General features: G+C 70.5%; 12 protein-coding genes. 9 read left to right on the top strand and 3 right to left on the bottom strand.

Annotated elements, in window-relative coordinates:
- Positions 1–85 precede the first annotated feature (85 nt).
- From argS to thrC, 4 genes are all read left to right on the top strand, one after another.
- On the top strand, positions 86–1,753 hold the full coding sequence (gene argS / locus NAG42_RS01925; RefSeq protein ID WP_250027462.1) for an arginine--tRNA ligase: 1,668 nt from the start codon (positions 86–88) through the stop codon (positions 1,751–1,753).
- A gap of 2 nt (positions 1,754–1,755) precedes the next feature.
- Positions 1,756–3,141 carry a diaminopimelate decarboxylase gene (gene lysA / locus NAG42_RS01920; protein WP_250027461.1) on the top strand — a complete coding sequence of 462 codons (1,386 nt, stop codon included), beginning with the start codon at positions 1,756–1,758 and terminating at the stop codon, positions 3,139–3,141.
- Complete coding sequence (locus tag NAG42_RS01915) at positions 3,138–4,448, top strand: homoserine dehydrogenase (RefSeq protein ID WP_250027460.1); 1,311 nt, start codon at positions 3,138–3,140, stop codon at positions 4,446–4,448. The genes lysA and NAG42_RS01915 overlap by 4 nt, the downstream gene beginning before the upstream one ends.
- Before the next feature lie 86 nt (positions 4,449–4,534).
- Positions 4,535–5,584 carry a threonine synthase gene (gene thrC, locus NAG42_RS01910; protein ID WP_250027459.1) on the top strand — a complete coding sequence of 350 codons (1,050 nt, stop codon included), beginning with the start codon at positions 4,535–4,537 and terminating at the stop codon, positions 5,582–5,584.
- A gap of 30 nt (positions 5,585–5,614) precedes the next feature.
- Here thrC and NAG42_RS01905 read toward each other — a convergent pair whose 3' ends face one another.
- Positions 5,615–6,073 carry a MarR family winged helix-turn-helix transcriptional regulator gene (locus NAG42_RS01905; RefSeq protein WP_250027458.1) on the bottom strand — a complete coding sequence of 153 codons (459 nt, stop codon included), beginning with the start codon at positions 6,071–6,073 and terminating at the stop codon, positions 5,615–5,617.
- A 143-nt stretch (positions 6,074–6,216) separates the two neighbouring features.
- On the opposite strand from NAG42_RS01905, the gene NAG42_RS01900 reads away from it, so the two are divergent.
- The 5 genes from NAG42_RS01900 (at position 6,217) to NAG42_RS01880 (ending at position 15,830) form a co-directional block, all read left to right on the top strand.
- Complete coding sequence (locus NAG42_RS01900) at positions 6,217–9,432, top strand: efflux RND transporter permease subunit (protein WP_250027457.1); 3,216 nt, start codon at positions 6,217–6,219, stop codon at positions 9,430–9,432.
- A 58-nt stretch (positions 9,433–9,490) separates the two neighbouring features.
- Positions 9,491–10,891: an MFS transporter gene (locus tag NAG42_RS01895; protein ID WP_250027456.1), complete on the top strand. Its 1,401-nt coding sequence runs from the start codon at positions 9,491–9,493 to the stop codon at positions 10,889–10,891.
- Between the two features lie 198 nt (positions 10,892–11,089).
- On the top strand, positions 11,090–11,992 hold the full coding sequence (gene thrB / locus NAG42_RS01890) for a homoserine kinase (RefSeq protein WP_250027455.1): 903 nt from the start codon (positions 11,090–11,092) through the stop codon (positions 11,990–11,992).
- 351 nt (positions 11,993–12,343) lie between these two features.
- The gene (gene rho / locus NAG42_RS01885; protein ID WP_250027454.1) at positions 12,344–14,533 is read left to right on the top strand and encodes a transcription termination factor Rho; all 2,190 of its coding nucleotides are present in this window, start codon (positions 12,344–12,346) and stop codon (positions 14,531–14,533) included.
- A gap of 130 nt (positions 14,534–14,663) precedes the next feature.
- Entirely contained in the window at positions 14,664–15,830 is a 1,167-nt protein-coding gene (locus NAG42_RS01880) for a nitric oxide synthase oxygenase (protein ID WP_250027453.1), read from the top strand.
- Here NAG42_RS01880 and NAG42_RS01875 read toward each other — a convergent pair.
- Entirely contained in the window at positions 15,814–16,431 is a 618-nt protein-coding gene (locus tag NAG42_RS01875) for an RNA ligase family protein (RefSeq protein WP_250027452.1), read from the bottom strand. The genes NAG42_RS01880 and NAG42_RS01875 overlap by 17 nt on opposite strands.
- A complete protein-coding gene (locus tag NAG42_RS01870) occupies positions 16,428–16,583 on the bottom strand; it encodes a hypothetical protein (RefSeq protein ID WP_250027451.1) in 156 nt (51 codons plus the stop codon). Before NAG42_RS01870 ends, NAG42_RS01875 begins: the two co-directional genes overlap by 4 nt.
- Between the last annotated feature and the right edge of the window lie 197 nt (positions 16,584–16,780).

Genomic DNA, 16,780 nt, shown 5'->3' with positions numbered 1-16,780 from the left:
CGTGCCTCGTCGATTCTTGGGGAGAAGGATGGCGGGGCTCGGGTGGCCGCCGAGCGTCGAAGTCTACCCCCGATAGCATGGTTGAGTGACTCCCGCCAAGCTTGCTGCCACCGTTCTCTCAGCTGCTCGTGCCGTGTTCGAGACCCGCGGCCTCGACCTCTCGGCCCTGCCCGCCACCACGACGGTCGAGCGACCCCGCAGCCCGGAGCACGGTGACTACGCGTCCACGCTGGCGCTGCAGCTCGGTAAGAAGGCCGGCGTCCCGCCGCGTGAGCTGGCCGCCGCGCTGGCCGAGGAGCTGGGCCGGCAGCCGGGCGTCAAGTCGGTGGAGATCGCCGGGCCGGGCTTCCTCAACATCCGGCTCGACGCGGCTGCCGCCGGTGTGCTGGCTCGCGACATCGTGCTGGCCGGTCCCGCGTACGGGCACACTGCCACCCTGACCGGCGAGCGGATCAACCTCGAGTTCGTCTCGGCCAACCCGACCGGCCCGGTGCACGTCGGCGGCGTCCGGTGGGCCGCGGTCGGTGACGCGCTGTCCCGCCTGCTGCGGGCGTCCGGGGCGACGGTCGGCACGGAGTACTACTTCAATGACGCCGGCTCCCAGATCGACCGGTTCGCCCGGTCGCTCTACGCCAGCGCCAAGGGCGAGCCCGCCCCCGACGACGGCTACGGCGGCGCCTACATCGCCGAGATCGCCACGGCCGTGACCGCCGAGGCCCCCGATGTACTCAAGATCGGCGAGCCCGAGGCGCTCGAGACGTTCCGGCGGGTCGGCGTCGAGCTGATGTTCGCCGAGATCAAGCAGTCGCTCACCGAGTTCGGCGTCGAGTTCGACACGTACTTCAACGAGAAGGACCTGCACGACCGGGGCGAGCTGCAGGAGGCTCTCGACCGGCTGCGCGAGCAGGGCCACGTCTACGAGGCCGACGGCGCGACCTGGCTGCGGACGACCGAGTTCGGTGACGACAAGGACCGGGTGCTCCGCAAGTCCGACGGCGACTGGACCTACTTCGCGGCCGACTGCGCCTATTACCTCGACAAGCGCAAGCGCGGCTTCGACCGGGTCGTGATCATGCTGGGCGCCGACCACCACGGCTACATCGGCCGGATGAAGGCAATGGCGGCCTGCTTCGGCGACGACCCGGCCGTCAACCTCGAGATTCTGATCGGCCAGCTGGTCAACCTGGTGCGCGACGGCGAGCCGATGCGGATGAGCAAGCGGGCCGGCACGGTCATCACCCTGGAGGACTTCGTCGACGCCATCGGGGTCGACGCCACCCGTTACGCGCTGGCCCGCTACTCGTCCGACTCGCCGATCGACATCGACATCGACGAGTGGACCCGGGCGACCAAGGACAACAAGGTCTATTACGTGCAGTACGTGGCGGCCCGCACCGCCGGCGTGGCCCGCAACGCGGCCGAGGTGGGGCTGACCCGGGGTGAGCCCGGCGACTTCCACCCCGAGCTGCTCACCCACGAGAAGGAGAACGACCTGCTCCGGGCGCTGGGCGAGTTCCCGGCGGTGGTGGCCCGCTCGGCCGCGCTGCGCGAGCCGCACCACGTCGCGCGTTACCTGGAGGAGGACGTGGCGGCGAACTTCCACCGCTTCTACGACAACTGCCGGGTGCTGCCGATGGGCGACGAGCCGATCACCGATGTCCATCGCGCCCGCCTCTGGCTGAACGACGCCACCCGTACGGTGATCGCCAATGGTTTGGGCCTGCTCGGCGTCTCGGCGCCCGAAAGGATGTAGGGATGCGAGCTCATGAGGCCGGGGCGCTGCACGGCGACCTCGGACAGCGGGGGCCGGCCTGGTTGCGCACGCCCCACGACGTGAACGCCCTCGTGCCGCAGCTCTGGCCGCGCACGGTGTCCCGGGCCGAGGCCGGCCACCTGGAGATCGGCGGGGTGAGCGTCGCCGCTCTGGCCGAGCAGTACGGCACTCCGGCCTACCTGCTCGACGAGGACGACCTGCGGTCCCGCTGCCGCGACTTCGTGTCGGCGTTCGCCGAGGCCGATGTCTTCTACGCGGGCAAGTCGTTCCTCTGCAAGGCCGTGGTCCGGGTCATCGAGGAGGAGGGCCTCTTCCTCGATGTCTGCTCGGGCGGTGAGCTGGCGGTGGCACTGGCGGCCGGTTTCCCGGCCGAGCGGATGGGTTTCCACGGCAACAACAAGTCGGTGAGCGAGCTGACCCGGGCGCTCGACGCCGGGGTGGGCCGGATCATCGTCGACTCGTTCCAGGAGATCGACCGGCTGACCGCGCTGGCCGCCGAAAAACAACAAAAGCCGCAAGTTCTCGTCCGGGTGACGGTCGGGGTCGAGGCGCACACCCACGAGTTCATCGCGACCGCCCACGAGGACCAGAAGTTCGGCTTCTCGCTGGCCGGCGGCGCGGCGTTCCAGGCCGCCATCAAGATTCTCGACGAGGACGTCCTCGAGCTGCGCGGCCTGCACTCGCACATCGGCTCGCAGATCTTCGACACCAACGGCTTCGAGGTCGCCGCGCGCCGGGTGCTGGAGCTGCAGGCGCAGATCCGGGACGCGCGCGGCGTCGAGCTGCCCGACCTCGACCTGGGTGGCGGCTTCGGCATCGCCTACACCACCCAGGACGATCCGAGCAGTGCCGGCGACCTGGCCAAGCGCATCAACAAGATCGTCGAGTCGGAGTGCGAGCTGGCGTCGCTGCGCAAGCCGAAGCTCTCGATCGAGCCGGGCCGGGCGATCGTCGGGCCGTCGGTGCTGACGCTCTACGAGATCGGCACGGTCAAGGACGTCGACGGCATCCGGACATATGTCAGCGTCGACGGCGGGATGAGCGACAACATCCGTACGGCGCTCTACGACGCCTCCTACTCGGCCACGATCGCCGGCCGGGCCAGCGCCGCCGAGCCGATTCTGGCCCGCGTGGTGGGAAAGCATTGTGAATCCGGGGACATCGTCGTGAAGGATGAATTCCTGCCCGCCGACGTGCAGCCCGGAGATCTTCTCGCCGTGCCCGGCACCGGCGCCTACTGCCGGAGCATGGCCAGCAACTACAACCACGTCCCTCGGCCACCCGTGGTGGCGGTGCGCGATGGCGCCTCGCGCGTGATCGTGCGGCGGGAGACCGAGGACGACCTGCTCGCATTGGATGTTGGATGACGTCACACAAGGCGATCCGCCTGGCCCTGCTCGGCTGCGGCACGGTCGGGTCCGAAGTCGTACGCCTGCTGCACGCCCAGGCCGAGGACCTGACCGCCCGGATCGGCGCCCCGCTCGAGATCGCCGGGATCGCGGTGCGCCGGATGGGCCGCGAGCGCGGCGATCTGCCGGTCGACCCGGACCTGTTCACCACCGACGCGCTCGGCCTGGTCAAGCGGGACGACATCGACGTGGTGATCGAGGTGGTGGGTGGCATCGAGCCGGCCCGCTCCTGGCTGGTCGAGGCACTGCGGGCCGGCAAGAGCGTCGTCACGGCCAACAAGGCGCTGCTGGCCGAGGACGGCGCGGCGCTGCACGACGCGGCCGCCGAGGGCAACGCCGACCTCTATTACGAGGCCTCCGTGGCCGGCGCCATCCCGCTGCTGCGCCCGCTGCGGGAGTCACTGCACGGCGACCGGGTCACCCGGGTCACCGGCATCGTGAACGGCACGACCAACTTCATCCTGTCGTCGATGGACTCGACCGGGGCCGGCTTCAGCGAGGCCCTCGACGAGGCCACCGAGCTGGGCTATGCCGAGGCCGATCCCACGGCTGACGTCGAGGGCTTCGACGCCGCGGCCAAGGCGGCCATCCTGGCCTCACTGGCCTTCCACAGCCGGGTCACCGCGGCCGACGTCTTCCGCGAGGGCATGACCGGCGTGACGGCGGGCGACATGGCCAGCGCGAAGGAGATGGGCTGCACGATCAAGCTGCTGTGCATCGCCGAGCGCGGCCCGGACGCCTCCGGTCAGGAGTCGGTCAGCGTCCGCGTGCACCCGGCGATGATCCCGCGCAGCCACCCGCTGGCCGGCGTGGGCGACGCCTTCAACGCCGTCTTCGTCGAGGCCGACGCGGCCGGGCAGCTCATGTTCTACGGCCGGGGCGCGGGTGGCATGCCCACGGCCAGCGCGGTGCTCGGCGACATCGTGGCGGCGGCTCGCAACCGGCTCTCGGGCACCCGGGCGCCGAGCGAGAGCAACTACGCCCACCTGCCGATCCGGCCGATCGGCGCGGCCATGACGCGATACCACATCAGCCTCGACGTGGCCGAGCGCCCGGGTGTGCTGGCCACCGTGGCCGGGGTCTTCGCCCAGCACGAGGTGTCGATCGCGACGGTCCGCCAGTCCGGCCGCGAGGAGGACGCCAAGCTGGTGATCGTCACCCACGGCGCGCCGGACGCGAACCTGGCGGCCACGGTCGAAGACTTGTCGGGGCTGGACATCGTCCGGTCCATCGCCAGCGTGCTGCGCGTCGAGGGCGGCGCCTGAAGTCCCAGTCAATGGACATCCGGTCTCAAGATTCGGCAATCTGCGGCACGCTGAGCCGGGTCGGCACAAGGTAGAGGAGCGCAGTCATGTATCGGGGTCTCATCGAGGCGTATCGGGACCGTCTGCCGGTCACCGACCAGACCCCGGTGGTCACGCTGCACGAGGGCAACACGCCGCTCGTGCCGGCGCCGGCGCTGTCCTCGCGTACGGGTGCGGAGGTCTACCTGAAGGTCGAGGGGGCCAACCCGACCGGCTCGTTCAAGGACCGCGGCATGACCATGGCGGTGTCCAAGGCCGTCGAGGAGGGCGCGAAAGCGATCATCTGCGCGTCCACCGGCAACACCAGCGCCTCGGCCGCCGCCTACGCGGCCCGCGCCGGCGTCACCTGCGCGGTGCTCGTGCCGCAGGGCAAGATCGCGCTCGGCAAGCTGGCCCAGGCCCTCGTCCACGGGGCCAAGCTGCTGCAGGTCAACGGCAACTTCGACGACTGCCTGGCGCTCGCCTCGAAACTCTCCCAGGATTTCCCGGTCTCGCTGGTCAACTCGGTCAACATCTTCCGCCTGCACGGGCAGAAGACGGCGTCCTTCGAGATCGTCGAGGCGCTCGGTGACGCGCCCGACATCCACTGCCTGCCGGTCGGCAACGCCGGCAACATCTCGGCGTACTGGATGGGTTATCAGGAGGACAAGGAGGCGGGCAACAGCACCCGTCTGCCGCGCATGTTCGGCTTCCAGGCGTCGGGTGCCGCGCCGATCGTGACCGGTCAGGTCGTGCCCGAGCCGTCCACCATCGCCACCGCGATCCGCATCGGCAACCCGGCCAGCTGGACCAAGGCGCTGGACGCGCGCGACTCCTCCGATGGCCTGATCGCCGCCGTGACCGACCGCGAGATCCTCACGGCCTACCGGCTGCTCGCCCGCGAGGTCGGTGTCTTCGTCGAGCTGGGCAGCGCGGCCAGCGTGGCCGGCCTGCTCCAGCAGGCGGCCGAGGGCAAGATCCCGGCTGGTTCGACAGTGGTCTGCACGGTCACCGGGCACGGTCTCAAGGACCCGGAGTGGGCGATCTCCACCGCCCCGTCCCCGACCACCATCCAGAACGACGTGCTGATCGCCGCGCGGGAGCTGGGCCTCGCCTGATCCAGCCGGGCCTGATCCAGGCCGGCCAGATCAAGCCTCGCTGGACTCGGCGGCCTTGATGATCAGCGTCGTGGCCTGAGCGATCAGGTCGAGCTCCTCGGCTGAGAGACGGCTGAGGAGCGTACGCATCCGGGCCTCGCCGGCATTGAAGATGCTCCCGATGAGATCACGGCCCGCACGCGTCAGCGCGATCCGGCGAACCCGCCGGTCGTGCGGGTCCTCCGCGCGGGCCACCAGGTCCTGGACCACGAGCCGGTCGATCATGCCGGTCAGCGTGGCCGCCCCGATCCCGAGCATGCCGGCCAGCTCACTGCCCGAGACCGAGCCGTGCCGGGCCAGCAGCATGAGGATCTTGAGCTGCGACAACGTCAGGTGCGAGGAGAAGAGCGGGTCGGCCCGGTCCTCGGCGATCAGGTCCTGCAGCCGCTTCTGCGCGCCCATAATGTCCGCGATGAGTCGTGCTTTGCCGGGCGAACTTTCGTCGGCCATCGCGGTCCCTTTCTCTGTGACGCGCTGATGGCCATTCCGCGTCCATCTGATGACGGACCGTACCCGAGCGCCCCAGCAGAAAACCATTTGTTCGCGTCAGGCAAACTATCAGTGCAGGACGAAACTTTACCGGGGGAGCGCCCATGTCCTTCCTGACCCGGCTGAGCCTAGCCAACAGAGGCCTCGTCGCCCTGATCGCCATCGTCATCACCGGCTTCGGCATCGTCGCCATTCCGTCTCTCAAGCAGCAGTTGTTCCCGTCGATCGAGTTCCCCGCGGCCTTCGTGACCGCGACCCTGCCGGGCGCCGGCCCGGAGGTCATCCAGGACCAGATCACCGAACCGCTCGAGGACGCGGCGAAGGGTCTCGACGGCATCGACAGCGTCACCTCGACCACCCGTGAGGGTGTGGCCACGGTGACCGTCGCCTTCGTCTTCGGCACCGACATCGACGCCGCGGTCAACCAGCTCACGACCGCCGTCAACCGGGTGCAGCCCACCCTGCCCGACGACGTCACCCCGACGATCTTCGCGGGTGGTACCGACGACATCCCGGCGATCGTGCTCGCCGCGTCGGGCGGTGGCGACGAGAGCGCACTGCTCGACCAGCTCAACGACACGGTCGTACCCGAGCTCAACGCCATCGACGGTGTGCGCGACACCCAGATCACCGGCGCCCGCGCGGCGCAGGTCGTGATCACGCCGAACCTGCCCAAGCTCACCGCGGCCGGGGTCAGCCCGCAGGCCATCACCACGGTGCTCCAGCAGAACGGCATCTCGGTGCCGGCCGGCGCGGTCACCGAGGGCAGCCGGTCGCTGACCGTGCAGGTGGGCAGCGCGCTCACCTCGATCGACCAGCTCAAGCAGGTCTATCTCGCCGGCAGCAAGGGCCCGGTGCAGCTCGGCTCGGTAGCCACGGTCGAGAGCAAGCTTCCCGCCGCCACGTCGTACACGCGCACCGACGGCGTCGACAGCCTGGGCATCGCGGTCACCGCCCGGCCCGACGGCAACCCGGTGGACATCTCCCACGCCGTCCGGGATCAGCTGGCCGACCTGGAGAAGGCGTCCGGCGCCAAGCTGACCGTCGTGGTCGACCAGGCCCCGTTCGTCGAGCGGTCGATCGAGAGCCTCACCACCGAGGGCCTGCTGGGCCTGGTCATGGCCGTGATCGTCATCCTGGTCTTCCTGCTCTCGATCCGCTCGACGCTGGTCACCGCCGTGTCGATCCCGCTGTCGGTGCTGATCGCCCTGATCGCGCTGTGGGTCGGCGACTACACGCTCAACCTGCTCACCCTGGGCGCGCTGACCATCGCCGTCGGCCGGGTGGTGGACGACTCGATCGTCGTCCTGGAGAACATCAAGAGACATCTCGAATACGGCGAACCGAAGCGCCAGGCCATCATCGCGGCCGTCCGCGAGGTGTCCGGCGCGGTGACCGCCTCGACCCTGACCACGGTCGCCGTCTTCGCCCCGATCGCCCTGGTCGGCGGGTTCGTCGGCCAGATCTTCTCGTCCTTCGCGATCACCGTGACGGTGGCCCTGCTGGCGTCGCTGTTCGTGGCGCTGACCGTGGTGCCCGTGCTGGCGTACTGGTTCCTCAAGCCGCCGCCCGCGGACGCCGACACCGAGGAGATCCGCCAGGCGGCCGACGCCAAGGAGCGGCGCAGCCGGCTGCAGCGCGGCTATCTGCCGGTGATCCGGTTCGCGACCAAGCGGCGCTGGACCACGCTGACCATCGGCCTGGTCGTGCTGATCGGCACGCTCGGCCTCTCCACCCGGCTCGAGACCAACTTCCTCGACCAGTCGGGCCAGGACTCGCTCAGCATCACCCAGGAACTCCCGGTCGGCACCGATCTGCAGGCCACGAACGCGGCCGCCAAGCAGGTCGAGGGCGTGCTGGCCGACACCGAGGGGGTCAAGACCTACCAGGTGTCGCTGGGCAGCGGCGGCGACTTCAACCCGTTCGTGGGCGGCGGGGGCGCCAGCACCGCCAGCTTCAACGTGGGCCTCGACGAGGACGCCGACGCCGTGAAGATCACCGACGAGCTGCGCGACGAGTTCGCCGCGATGAACGGCATCGGTGAGGTCAGCATCGGGGCCGACTCGTCCGGGCTGGGCGGCGGCAACGAACTCTCGGTGCAGGTCAAATCGGCCGACGCGGAGTCGCTCAGCAACGCCTCCGAGCAGGTGCTGAAGACGATGACCGGGATGGGCCTGGTCGAGGTCAGCAGCTCGCTGGCGGCCAGCGTCCCACGCCTCGACGTGGTCGTGAAGCGGGAGGCCGCGGCCCGGGCCGGACTGACCGAGGCGGCCATCGCGCAGAGTGTCGCGGGCGCGTTCCGCGCGGCGCCGGCCGGCCGCATGACGGTCGACGACGCCAGCCAGGACGTGGTGATCTCCTTCGGTACCCCGCCGGCCGACCCGGCCGCACTGCGGGCGCTGCCGCTCACCACGGCCCGCGGCCCGGTGCCGCTGAGCACCGTGGCCGACGTCAAGGAGGTCAACGGCCCCGAGGAGGTCACCCGGGTCGACGGTGACCGCACCGTCACCGTGACCGGCACCAACACCGGCTCCGACCTGGGTGCGGCCACCCGCGACCTGCAGAAGAAGCTCGACGCGCTGACCCTGCCGGCCGGTGCCACGGCGACCATCGGCGGCACCAGCGCCGACCAGGCCGAGGCGTTCCAGCAGCTGGGCCTGGCCGTGCTGGCGGCCATCGCGATCGTCTTCATCATCATGGTGGCGACGTTCCGCAGCCTCATCCAGCCGGTGATCCTGCTGGTCTCCATCCCGTTCGCGGCGACCGGCGCGATCGGCCTGCTGCTGATCACCGGGACCCCGCTCGGCGTGCCCGCCCTGATCGGTGTGCTGATGCTGGTGGGCATCGTGGTGACCAATGCCATCGTGTTGATGGACCTGATCAACCACTACCGGGCCGGTGGCATGGGTGTGCAGGAGGCGGTGATCGAGGGCGGCCGGCACCGTCTGCGGCCGATCCTGATGACCGCCATCGCGACCATCTTCGCGCTGATCCCGATGGCCCTGGGCCTGACCGGCGAGGGCGGCTTCATCTCGCAGCCACTGGCCATTGTGGTCATCGGCGGTCTGGTCAGCTCGACGCTGCTCACCCTGGTGCTGGTGCCGACGCTCTACACCATGGTCGAGAACAGCAAGGAGAAGCGCCGCCAGAAGCGCCTGGCCAAGCGCGGCGAGGTGGCTTCGCCGCCGCCGCCGGAGCCCGAGGCGGACGACGTGCCCGAGGACGGGCCGCAGCCGCAGCCGAGCGGTGCTCTGCGCGGCTACACCGATCAGTTCGAGGTGCTGAAGTTGCCCAAGGGCCCGGAGACGGCCAAGGAATGACGCGAACTGCCCGGGCGGCCGGCCGCCACCGGTCGCCCGGGCAGTAACGTCCGGGTACGTGGCAACAGCGTTCTCGGTCGTTACCCGTAACCGTGATTTCCGGCGGCTCTTCGCGGCCGAGCTGGTCGTCTTCGGAGCCGACTGGTTTGTCATGGTTCCGTTGCTGGTGCTGCTGCCCGAGCTCACCGGCAGCGGCGTCTGGGGCGGCCTCGTGCTGGCCGCCGACACCGGCATCAACGCGCTGCTGCTGCCCTACACGGGCACGATCGCCGACCGGTTCGACCGGCGGAAGATCCTGATCATCGCCAATCTCGCGGCCTTCGCGGCGGTGCTGCTGCTGTTCACCGTCCGGTCGGCCGCGACCGCACCACTGGCCCTGGTCGCCATCGGTGCGGTCGCCATCGCGAAGGCCTTCTATTCACCGGCCGCCTCGGCCGCGCTGCCCAACGTGGTCGACCCGCCGGATCTGGCCGCGGCCAACACGGTCTCGGGCTCGGCCTGGGGCACGATGACGATCGTCGGCTCGTCGCTCGGCGGTGTGGTGGGTGCGGCTTTCGGGCCGTACGTCTGTTTCGGGGTAACCGCCGGGCTGCTGCTGCTCGGCGCGGCGCTGACCGCCACGATCCGCCGCCCGCTGCAGGCCGGCCGCGAAGCCGGGGTGCCCGCGCCCCGCACCCGGCACGCGCTGCGCGAGTCGTTCGGCTACCTGCGCGCCAATCCCCGGATCCGGGCGCTGGTGACCGTCAAGATGGCCGCCGGGCTCGGCAACGGCGTGCTCACCGTCTTTCCGCTGATCGCCGGTCTGCACGGCGCCGGGGTGCTCGGGGCCGGGTTGCTCTTCGCAGTGCGCGGCGCCGGCGCGCTGGCCGGGCCGTTCGTGCTGGGGCCGGTGATCCGCCGCCGATCGTGGCTCTTTCCGGGGCTGGCGCTCTCGATGGCCCTCTACGGCGTCGGCTATCTCGGCGTGTCGGTGACGCCGTGGTTCCCGGCGGTGGTCCTGCTCGTCTTCGTGGCCCACCTGGCCGGCGGGGCCAACTGGGTGCTGTCCAACTACGCGCTCCAGGGTGAGGTCCCCGACCGGCTGCGAGGGCGCGTCTTCTCCACCGACCTGATGCTGGCGACGCTGGCCATCGCGCTCAGCCAGCTCGGCGCGACCGCGGTGGTCGACATCGTCGACGAGCGGGTGATCCTGGCCGGCTGCGGGTTCGTCACCGTGGTCTATGCCGTCGTCTGGCGGGTCGCGACGCGGCGGTTGAGGCCCTCACCGATCGGCGCTGAACGACCGTACGGTGGCGAAGGCGGCGACCAGCAGGCCGAGGCCGGCCGCGAACAGAACGGCCAGCATGAATCCGACGATGCTGCCGGCCAGGCCGAACTGCGTGGCCGAGAAACCCGACCGGGCGATGAGCTGGGTGAACGCGATGTTCCAGGCGACGGACGTCAGCGTCTCGGCCACTAGAACCACCAGGCCGGCCCGGGCCAGCAGATGGCTGCGCCCGGGCAGCCGCCGAGCCGGTGACGACAGCAGGACCAGGCCGGTGACCAGCACGGCGAGGACCGGGATCTGCACCACGAAGAAACTGAGGAACGAGCCCAAGGCAATCACGCCGCCGAACCTACCGGCCACCGGCGCATGATCAAGGCCTAGCATGTGGCGATGGGCTTGACCTTCGCCTCCGGGCCGGTGTCCGTTCGCACCCCGGCCACCAGCGCCAACCTCGGTCCCGGGTTCGACGCCCTGGGCCTCGCGCTGACGCTCCACGACGATCTCACCGCCCGGGTCACCGGCGGTGGGTTCACCGTGACGGTGACCGGTGAGGGCGCGGGCGAGCTGCCCGGTGACGAGTCGCACCTCGTGCTGCGCGCGATGCTGGCCACCTTCGACGAGCTCGGCGAGCGGCCGCCCGGCCTGGCCGTGGAGTGTGTCAACCGCATCCCGCAGGCGCGCGGCCTCGGCTCGTCGTCGGCCGCGATCGTCGGTGGCGTGCAACTGGCCCGCGGCCTGTCCGGCCACGAGCTGGGCGACGACGAGGCGCTGCGCATCGCGGCCCGGCTCGAGGGGCACCCCGACAACGTCGCGCCCTGCCTGCTCGGCGGTTTCACCATCGCCTGGACCGAGGGCACGGGGGCCCGCGCGGTGCGGCTGCCGGTCGCCGAGGCCGTGCGTCCGACAGTCTTCGTCCCGGCCGAGCGGGGCTACACCGCGTCGGCCCGCGCGGCTCTGCCGTCGGCCGTGCCGCACGCCGACGCGTCGTTCAACGCCGGCCGCGCGTCTCTCCTCACCCATGCGCTGACCAGCGACCCGAGTCTGCTCTTCCCGGCCACCGAGGACAGGCTGCACCAGGGTTACCGGGCCGAGGCGATGCCGGGCACGGCGTCGCTCGTGGCCTCGCTGCGCTCGGTCGGTGTGGCCGCCGTGGTCAGTGGGGCCGGGCCGTCGGTGCTGGCATTGACCGAGGTCCCAGCCGATTTCCATCCGGGAACAGCATGGCGCGCCGAGTCGTTGGGCGTGGATGGCGGCGGTGCTCTTGTCAAAGGGAGTATGGTGGAACACGCCTAGCGGGGCCCTGTTGCCGCAGGTCGCACGAGTTGATTAGGCTCAAGACCGAGCACACAGCCGCGAAGCGACCAAGCACACAGCCGCAAGGCGATTTCTGCGGTTCGGCGCGCACCCCCGAGACCCCTGTGGCCTTCTGGCCGTCTCACCTCCTCAAAGGCACACGCCGAGCGGCAACCGTAAGGTCGCTGCACTCGCCGAGACCTACTCGTCATCCCCTTGACGAGCAGGGACACCGTCGAGCTGCCGTGCTGCACAAACTCCCGCGTTGCTCATGCGAGGCGGGTACCGCGACACCCGGCCACCAGGCTGCAGAACCGGGAGTCCCGGGCTTTTTCCGACGGAAGGAATCCATTGAGCGACACCACCGACGTGACGTCGGGTGTTTCTGACGTCGCTGACGCCGGCGCCGGCACCACCGCGACCGCCACGAAGCGCCGCCGAGGCGGTACCGGGCTGTCGGCGATGCTGCTGCCCGAGCTGCAAAGCCTCGCCGCGTCCCTGGGCATCTCCGGCACCGCCCGGATGCGCAAGGGCGAACTGATCACCGCGATCACCGAGCGTCAGAGCGGCGGCGCATCCGCCGAGAGCGCGCCGCGTCCGCGCAGCCAGGCCGCCGCCGAGGCGAAGGCCGAGGCCCCGGCACCGGTCGTCGCCACGGCTCCCGTGGTCGCGACGGCCAAGGTCGAGGCGCCCGCCGCGGCGGCGCCGTCCGAGGCGCCGACCGGGCCGATCGAGGTGCCGCAGACCGCTGCCGCGCAGCCCGAGACGGCTCCGGCCACCGAGGGTGGCACCAACCGCCGCAGCCGCGGCCGGGACCGTGACAGTGTGTCCCGGGAGGCTCGCGAGCCCCGTGAGTCCCGCGAGACGGCGACTGCCCCGGCCGCCACCACAGTGGCCCCGGTCACTCCGGCCGTCGAGCCGGAGACGGCCGAGCGCACCGAGCGTCCGGAGCGGGGCGAGCGCAACCGCGACCGCCAGCGCACCGACCGCCAGCGCGACGACCGCGGCCCCCGCGACGACCGCGGCGACCGTGGGCCCCGCGAGGACCGGGGGCCCCGCGAGGACCGTGGCCCCCGCGAGGACCGTGGCCCCCGTGACGACCGTGGCCCCCGTGACGACCGTGGCCCCCGTGACGACCGTGGCCCCCGTGACGACCGTGGCCCCCGTGACGACCGTGGTGGTCGCAACGACCAGCGCAACGACGGTCGTAACGAGGGTCGCAACGACCAGGGCCGCAACAACACCACCGACGACGAGGACGACGACAGCGACGGCGGCCGGCGCAGCCGGCGCAGCCGTTTCCGTGACCGTCGCCGCGGCCGTGACCGGGACGGCAACGAGACGGGTGGCCAGCGTGACGGCGGTCGCGACAGCGGCCGGGAGCCGCACGTCAACGAGGACGACGTGCTCGTCCCCGTGGCCGGCATCCTCGATGTGCTCGACAACTACGCGTTCGTCCGGACCACCGGCTACCTGTCCGGCCCGAACGACGTGTACGTGTCGATGTCGCAGGTCAAGAAGCACGGGCTGCGCCGCGGCGACGCGGTCACCGGTGCGGTGCGGGCCGCTGCCCGCGAGAGCACCGGCGACCAGCGGCGGGACAAGTACAACCCGCTCGTGCGGCTCGACACCATCAACGGGATGGAACCGGACGAGGCCCGGCGCCGGCCGGAGTTCTACAAGCTGACCCCGCTCTATCCGCAGGAGAGGCTGCGTCTCGAGACCGAGCCGCACATCCTCACCACGCGCGTCATCGACCTGGTGATGCCGCTCGGCAAGGGGCAGCGGGCGCTCATCGTCTCGCCGCCCAAGGCCGGCAAGACGATGGTGCTCCAGGCGATCGCCAACGCGATCACCGAGAACAACCCCGAGTGCCACCTGATGGTCGTGCTGGTCGACGAGCGGCCCGAAGAGGTCACCGACATGCAGCGCTCGGTCAAGGGCGAGGTCATCGCGGCCACGTTCGACCGGCCGCCGCAGGACCACACCACGGTCGCCGAGCTGGCCATCGAGCGGGCCAAGCGCCTGGTCGAGCTGGGCCACGACGTGGTCGTGCTCCTCGACTCGGTGACCCGTCTCGGCCGGTCCTACAACCTGGCCGCGCCGGCCTCCGGCCGCATCATGTCGGGTGGTATCGATTCGACGGCGCTCTACCCGCCGAAGCGGTTCCTGGGCGCGGCGCGCAACATCGAGAACGGTGGCTCGCTCACCATTCTCGCGACCGCGCTGGTCGAGACCGGCTCGATGATGGACACGGTGATCTTCGAGGAGTTCAAGGGCACGGGTAACGCCGAGCTCAAGCTCGACCGCAAGATCGCCGACAAGCGGGTCTTCCCGGCCATCGACATCGACCCGTCCGGTACGCGCAAGGAAGAGATCCTGCTCGGCAAGGAAGAGCTGGCGATCATCCACAAGCTGCGCAAGGTGCTGCACTCGCTCGACTCGGGTGCCGCCCTCGACCTGCTGCTCGACCGGCTCAAGCAGACCCGGACGAACGTGGAGTTCCTGATGCAGATCGCGAAGTCCACGCCCGGCGAGTAAAGCCAGACGACGGCGCGGCCCCTCGGCAACGAGGGACCGCGCCGTTTTCTCGCACAAACTGTGTGTCCGATACCGGTCATCGCCGTGCGAACCTCCCATTCTTACCTGGCCGGATCGTGGGAGGCGCTTGATGAACGTGCCCGGATATCGGGATATACCGATCGAATCGTGGGACCCGGCCGCGCCCGCCGATCCCGGTGAGGCCGAGGATTTCCTGCGGCAGTGCTACACCGAGAACCTGCGGCTCGGGCCGGTCGAGCCGCGCCTGGCGATCGTCCGGGCCCAGATCGCCGCCACCGGCACCTATGTGCACACCACCGAGGAGCTCGCCTACGGCGCCAAGCTGGCCTGGCGCAACGCGAGCCGGTGCATCGGCCGCCTCTACTGGCGCAGCCTGGTCGTCCTCGACCGCCGCCGGGCGAGGACCGCCGACGACATCTTCTCGCTGCTGGTCAACCATCTGCAGACGGCCGGTGACGGCCCGCTGCGCCCGGTGATCAGCGTCTTCGCCCCGGCTCAGCCCGGCCAGCCGTACGCCCGGGTCTGGAACGAGCAGCTCATCCGGTACGCGGGTTATCGCGGGGCCGACGGCAGTTCGATGGGCGACCCGCGGCAGGAGCGGTTCACCGAAGCGATGCGGGGCTACGGGTGGCGTGGCAAGGGTGACCAGTTCGACGTTCTCCCGCTCGCGATCGAGACCCCGGCCGAGGGTGTACGCCTTTACGAGCTGCCCGAACGGGCCATCCGCGAGGTCCCGCTGACCCACCCCGAGTACGGCTGGTTCGCCGAGCTCGGCCTGCGGTGGCATGCCGTCCCGGCGATCTCGAACATGCGGCTCACCATCGGCGGCGTGCACTACCCGCTGGCCCCGTTCAACGGCTGGTACCTCGGGACCGAGATCGGCGCGCGCAACCTGGCCGACACCGACCGCTACGACATGCTGCCCACGGTGGCGGCGCGGATGGGCCTGGACATGAGCCGGGAGTCGACGCTGTGGCGCGACCGGGCGCTGGTCGAGCTCAACCGGGCGGTGCTGCACTCGTTCGAGGGGGCCGGCATCAAGATGAGCGACCACCACACGGAATCGCACCGCTTCCTCAAGCACCTCAGCAACGAGGAGAGGGCCGGCCGCCGGGTGCCCGCCGACTGGACGTGGATCGTGCCGCCGATGTCGGGCGGGATCACCCCGGTCTTCCACCGCTACTACGACGAGATGGATCTGCGGCCGGCCTTCTATCTCGACCAGGAAGCCGCTCTGCTGGCCCGGGAGGGCTGCCCGGTCAGGCGAACTCGTTGACGCCGAAGTCGTCGCGCTCGTGCCAGCCGGCCGGGACCCGGGTGTGCCCGGCCCGGACCCAGGCCAGCACCTTGACGGCGAACTCGGCGGCCGGGATGCGGCCGGCGGCGCGCACGACATAGCCCTCGGAGGTCTGCGCGGTGCGCTGGGTGGCCCAGGCCGCGCAGGCCTCGGAGAGGCTGCCACCGCGGTAGAGGACCGGCACCACCGGCAGCTCCAGCCGTTGCGCCCAGTCGACCGTGTCGTCCCAGCCCAGCAGGGTGTCGGTCTCGTCCCAGATGCCGAAGAGCATGAAGACGCCGGGCAGGTCGCAGTAGGCGATGCTGCGCCGCGCCCACATCGACTCGCCGCAGACCCGCCAGTCGTCCGGGATCCGGTACGCCGTCATGGCCCACAACGCCTTGGCCGGGAGCGCCCAGGGCTGCGATTCGGCGCCGGGTGACCGCCCGTACATCGCGTCCCGGGTGAAGGTGAGGTTGCCCCCGTCGAGCTTCTCGGTGACCACCAGCTCCCGGTCCAACCACGACAGATCGGACTGCACCGGATCGTCGCCGGTGGCCCCGGGCGAGCCGGGCAGGTGGTGGGTGCGCGGGTACGTCACCGCTCGGGGTCTCCGGTCTCGGCGTACAGGAGGAAATCGCCGTACGGGAGGGGATCGCCGTACGGGATGGGTGCGGCGCCCGGGACGGGCAGCGGAAGCATACGGCCCGCGAGATACGCCGGCAGTCCCCGCGTGATCAGCAGTCTCGTCATGTCTCCGCGCCCCCGAGCAGACAATACCGGGGCGCGGCGCCATAATGATCTCGGTCAAAACGGTCGTAAAGTCGCGGGAATGCCCGGTTGGGGCGTCTTGTTGGAGCTCAGGTCACGCCGATTTCGTCTGGACGAGGCGGCATGGCAGACTGGTACATCGGCCAGAAGGTTCCGGTTCACGCCCGAGCTCACCGCCC

The organism is Paractinoplanes maris (assembly GCF_023544465.1).
GTDB classification, from domain to species: domain Bacteria; phylum Actinomycetota; class Actinomycetes; order Mycobacteriales; family Micromonosporaceae; genus Actinoplanes; species Actinoplanes maris.
The sequence above is the reverse complement of the archived record's forward strand: the minus strand, read 5'-3'. Positions and strand labels throughout refer to the sequence as shown.